Here is a 5325-nt window from a genome sequence, read left to right on the forward strand (position 1 = left end):
CCCCGGAAACGCCCTTGGTTCTCGGAGGTGGGCAGTGTTTCGAACGAGATGGCGCCATCACGGGACAGCCGCGCCGCTTCGTCATTCGTCAGCGGGACGTCGAGCACGAAGCCGCCCGCGGTATCGGTCGGTGGCAACGTGACGACTCGTCCGCCGATCGACACGGAAACGCGAACGCCGCTGACGCTGTCGGACACGAAGTGGCCCGCACGTTCTCGGTAGACCGGGTCCGTTCGAAGAGCCCCCATGACCGGCGCCAGCGCATCGATGACCGCCTGGCGCCGGGAACTGCCGGCCGCTGACTCGAAGACGCGGCCTTGAATGACCACTGTCCATTGGTTCGCGCCGGAAACCGAGGCAATGGAGGGAGCGAACAAGACCTGCTGACCACGCTCCAGGTCTTGGGCCGTTGCGTGGCCGGCCACGCATGCGAAAGACAGGACCGCGCAAAGGCGCCGCACGCGTCTGACCTCTGCCGCGACGAGGGCTGGCCACGTTCTCATGGTGTCCTTTGGAGAGACGGCGATGTGTCGACCTTCAGTTCACCACCGGTTGTCCCAACGCCCGCAATGTGTCCCGCACAAACTGCGCCCGCTCGCGCGGCTCGGCGATTTCGCGTTCGATGCGCAGCTTGTCGTTGCCGGCGAGCTTGATGTGGCGGTTCTTCTGCACCAGCTCGATGATGCGCATCGAGTCGATCGGTGGGTTGGGGCGGAAGGTGATGTTCATCAGGCGCGGGCCGGCGTCGATCTTCTGCACGCCGTAGGGCTTGGCGAGGATGCGCAGGCGGTGCGTGTCGAACAGCGTCTGGCCTTGCGTGGGCAGCTTGCCGAATCGGTCGGTGACCTCTTCGAGCAATGCGTCCAGGTGCTCGGCGCGATCGGCGGTGGCCAGGCGCTTGTACAGGCTCAGGCGCATGTGCACGTCGCCGCAGTAGGCGTCGGGCAGCAGCGCGGGGGCGTGCAGGTTGATCTCGGTGGCGCTGCCGAAGACCCCGCTGGTGGGTGACAGCAGGTCGGGTTCCTGGCCGTTCTTCAGTGCGCGCACGGCTTCGCTCAGCATGTCGTTGTAGAGCTGGAAGCCGACTTCCATCATGTTGCCGCTCTGGTTGTCGCCCAGCACTTCGCCGGCGCCGCGGATCTCGAGGTCGTGCATCGCGAGGTAGAAGCCCGAGCCGAGTTCTTCCATTTCCTGGATGGCTTCGAGCCGTTGGGCAGCCTGCTTGGTCAGACCCTCGACATCGGGCACCAGCAGGTAGGCGTAGGCCTGGTGGTGGCTGCGGCCGACGCGGCCGCGCAGCTGGTGCAGCTGCGCCAGGCCGAACTTGTCGGCTCTGGAAATGACGATGGTGTTGGCGCTCGGCACGTCGATGCCGGTCTCGATGATGGTCGAGCACAGCAGCAGGTTGTGGCGCTGGGCCACGAAGTCGCGCATCACGCGCTCCAGCTCGCGCTCGGGCATCTGGCCGTGGGCGACAGCGATGCGCGCCTCGGGGATCAGCTCCTGCAACTTCTGGCGCCGGTTCTCGATCGTCTCGACCTCGTTGTGCAGGAAGTAGACCTGGCCGCCGCGCTTCAGCTCGCGCAGAACCGCCTCGCGGATCGTGCCGGTGCCTTCGTTGCGCACGAAGGTCTTGATCGCCAGACGGCGCTGCGGCGCGGTGGCGATCACGCTCAGGTCGCGCAGGCCTTCGAGTGCCATGCCCAAGGTGCGGGGGATGGGTGTCGCGGTCAGCGTCAATACGTCGACCTCGGCGCGCATGGCCTTGATCGCCTCTTTGTGGCGCACACCGAAGCGGTGTTCCTCGTCGATGATCAGCAGGCCCAGGCGCTTGAACTTGACGTCCTTGCTGAGCAGCTTGTGCGTGCCGACGACGATGTCCACCGTGCCAGCTTCCATGCCGTCGAGTGCGGCCTGCACTTCCTTGGTGGTGCGAAAGCGGCTCAACTCAGCCACCTTGATCGGCCACTTGCCGAAACGGTCGGACAGCGTCTGGAAGTGTTGCTCGGCCAGCAGCGTGGTGGGTGCCAGCAGGGCGACCTGCTTGCCGCCGTGCACAGCGACGAAGGCCGCACGCAACGCGACCTCGGTCTTGCCGAAACCCACGTCGCCGCAGACCAGGCGGTCCATCGGCTTGGGGCTGATCATGTCCTGGATCACGGCGTGGATCGCAGCGCGCTGGTCGGGCGTTTCTTCGAAGCCGAAGCTGGCGGCAAAGGCTTCGTAGTCGTGCGGGGAGAAGCGGTGGGCCAGGCCTTCGCGTGCAGCGCGAAGTGCGTAGAGGTTCAGCAACTCGGCGGCGGTGTCGCGCACCTGCTCGGCGGCCTTGCGGCGGGCCTTGTCCCACTGGTTCGAGCCCAGCTTGTGCAGCGGCGCTTCTTCGGCACTGACGCCGGTGTAGCGGCTGATCATGTGCAACTGCGCGACCGGCACGTACAGCGTCGCCTTGTCGGCATAGGTCAGGTGCAGGAACTCGGAAGGGCCGTCACCCAGGTCGATGTGGATCAGCCCCTGGTAGCGGCCGATGCCGTGGCTGGCGTGCACCACCGGGTCGCCGATCTTCAGCTCCGACAGGTCCTTGATCAGTGCGTCGACGCTGCTGGTCTGTTCCTGCTTGCGGCGCCGGCGCGTGCTGGGGGCGCTGGCGAAGAGCTCGGTTTCGGTGACGAACTGGATCGCGCGGTTCGCGTCTGGCTCGTGCCAGAAGAAGCCCGAGGCCAGCGGCGCGGCGGTGATCGCGACCTTCTCGCTGCCGGCTTCGAACTCGGCGAGCGTGCCGACGCTTGGCACGTCGATCTTGTGGTCGCGCAGCAGCTCGAGCAGGCTTTCGCGGCGGCCTTCGCTTTCGGCGACCAGCAGCACGCGGTGTGGGGTGGTGTCGAGGTGCTTTTCCAGGGACGACAGCGGCTCTGTGGCGCTGCGGTCGGTGGACACATCGGGCAGCGGGCGCACCCAGTCCACCGGCTCGTTGCCACGCAGGCTGAGCGTGGCGTGGCTCGCGATGCGGGTGAAGAAGTCTTCGATGCGCAGGAACACGCCCTCGGGCGGCAGGATGGGCCGGTCCGGGTCGTGCTGCAGGAAGCGATGCCGCTCGCGCGTGTCGGCCCAGAAGCGCTGCAGCGCGTCGTCCACCTCACCGTGCAGCGTGAGCATCGCGTCGGCCGCGAAGTAGTCGAAGATCGTCGCTGGCTCGTCGAAGAACAGCGGCAGGTAGTACTCGATGCCCGCCGTCGCAATGCCCTGCGCGATGTCTTTGTAGATGCGCGACTTGGTCGGGTCGCCCTCGAGCTTTTCGCGCCAGCGCTGGCGAAACTTGGTGCGCGCCGCGTCGTCCATCGGGAACTCGCGGCCGGGCAGCAAGCGCACTTCGGGTACCGGATAGAGGCTGCGCTGCGAATCGGGGTCGAAGGTGCGGATCGAGTCGATCTCGTTGTCGAACAGGTCGACGCGGTAGGGCACCGGTGAGCCCATCGGAAAGAGGTCGATCAGGCCGCCGCGCACCGCGTATTCGCCGGGTGAGACGACCTGGCTGACGTRGCTGTAGCCGGCCAGCGTCAACTGGCTCTTGAAGGCCGCTTCGTCGAGCTTGGCTTTTTGCTTGAACTGGAAGGTCGTGCCGGCCAGGAACGATGGCGGCGCGATGCGTGTCAGCGCGGTGGTGGCAGGCAGCAGCACCACGTCGACCTCGCGCTGGTGGATGCGCCACAGCGTGGCCAGCCGCTCGGAGATCAGGTCCTGGTGGGGGCTGAAGGTGTCGTAGGGCAGCGTTTCCCAATCGGGGAACACGGCCACCCGCAGGCCCGGCGCGAAGAAGGGCAGTTCGTCGGCCAGGCGCTGGGCATCGCCCGGCTCGGCGGTGACGATGGCGAGCAGGCGCTGTTCGGCCACGCGGGCTTGCGCCAGCCGCGCCAGCAGCAGCGCGTCGGCCGAGCCGGTGGGGCGGGGCAGGGTGAACCGTTTGCCGGGGGCGATGGATGGAAGCTGCATGAGGCCTGGTTTATGACGACGGATCGCTGCAGGGCCGCCCGAAGGCGATCGCTCCCCCTCGGGGGGACCGACGCCGAAAGCGGCGTAGGGGGCACGTGACTCAAAGCAATACACCCCGCGGCGACTGAATCGGCGAGGGGCAGGGGTGCGCCACACGGCGCAGTGAGGGGCGATTCTAGAATCGCCCCATGATCATTGAAGCCGCCGGCACCATGCCCCGCTGTTATGCATTGGTACCTTGCGCCGGCGTCGGTGCCCGCTCGGGCGCCGCAGGGCCCAAACAGTACGAGCCGGTGGCCGGCCAAGCCATGGTGGCCCACACGCTGGCCACGTTGGCCCAAGTGCCGCGCCTGGCCGCGACCTTGGTCGTGTTGGCCCCTGACGATGAGCGTTTCGACAGCCTGATGCCGGGCTTTGCCGGCGAGCGCGGGTGGGTCGAGCGCTGCGGCGGCGCCACGCGCGCCGAGACCGTCGCCAACGGCTTGGTGGCCCTGTGCGAGCGCGGCGCACAGCCGCAAGACTGGGTGCTGGTGCACGACGCGGCGCGCTGCCTGATCCGCCCCGAGTGGGTCGACCGGCTGATCGACGCCTGCATGGACGACGAGGTAGGCGGCCTGCTGGCGCTGCCGGTGGCCGACACCTTGAAGGCCGAGAGCGAGGGCCGCGTGCTGGGCACGGTGGACCGAAATGGCAAATGGGCCGCGCAGACGCCGCAAATGTTTCGCCTGGGCCTGCTGGCACCGGCCTTGGCGCACGCCGGCGCTGGCGTGACCGACGAAGCCAGTGCTGTCGAAGCACTGGGTCACGCGCCGAAGCTGGTGCGCGGCGAGTGGGAAAACTTCAAGCTCACCTGGCCGGGTGACTTTCAATTGGCCGAGCGACTGCTGGCCACCAAGGACGCATGACGATGACGAACTCCACCGCCGCTTTGTTGCCCGCCTTGCGGATCGGTGAAGGCTGGGACACCCATGCGCTGGTCGTCGGGCGCCAGCTGGTGTTGGGCGGCGTGACGATCCCGCACACGCATGGCCTGCTCGGCCATTCGGATGCCGATGCACTGCTGCACGCGATCACCGACGCGGTGCTGGGCGGCGCCGGACTGGGTGACATCGGTCGCCATTTCCCCGACACCGCGGCCGAGTTCAAGGGCGCCGATTCATTTGTGCTGCTGGCCGAGGCCGCGCGCCGCGTGCGCGCTGTGGGCTGGGCCGTGGTCAACGTCGACTGCACCATCGTCGCGCAGGCGCCGAAGATGGCGCCGCACATCCCGGCGATGTGCTTGCGCATTGCCGAGGCGCTGGGCGTGGCGGCTGACCAAGTCAACGTCAAGGCCAAGAC

General features: G+C 67.5%; 4 protein-coding genes. 2 read left to right on the top strand and 2 right to left on the bottom strand.

Annotated features, from left to right (window positions below; genetic code table 11):
• Positions 1-425, bottom strand: a 425-nt coding sequence (locus AC1DYI_RS25450) for a hypothetical protein (RefSeq protein ID WP_477206924.1), incomplete at its 3' end; no start/stop codon positions are given.
• Between the two features lie 112 nt (positions 426-537).
• Positions 538-3987 carry a transcription-repair coupling factor gene (gene mfd / locus AC1DYI_RS25455; RefSeq protein WP_477206925.1) on the bottom strand — a complete coding sequence of 1150 codons (3450 nt, stop codon included), beginning with the start codon at positions 3985-3987 and terminating at the stop codon, positions 538-540.
• Between the two features lie 188 nt (positions 3988-4175).
• Here mfd and ispD point away from each other — a divergent pair, with 188 nt between their 5' ends.
• Both ispD and ispF read left to right on the top strand, forming a co-directional pair.
• Positions 4176-4892 (top strand): 2-C-methyl-D-erythritol 4-phosphate cytidylyltransferase, encoded by a 717-nt coding sequence (gene ispD, locus AC1DYI_RS25460; protein WP_477206926.1) that lies wholly within the window; start codon positions 4176-4178, stop codon positions 4890-4892.
• Between the two features lie 2 nt (positions 4893-4894).
• Positions 4895-5325: 2-C-methyl-D-erythritol 2,4-cyclodiphosphate synthase (gene ispF, locus AC1DYI_RS25465; RefSeq protein ID WP_477206927.1), on the top strand; the 431-nt coding region annotated here is incomplete at its 3' end.

This window comes from Ideonella sp. P3_A4 (assembly GCF_056403075.1).

Excerpts from the sequence above, each read along its gene's own strand:
- ispD (WP_477206926.1), top strand. The coding sequence starts at position 4,176 with ATGATCATTGAAGCCGCCGGCACCATGCCCCGCTGTTATGCATTGGTA.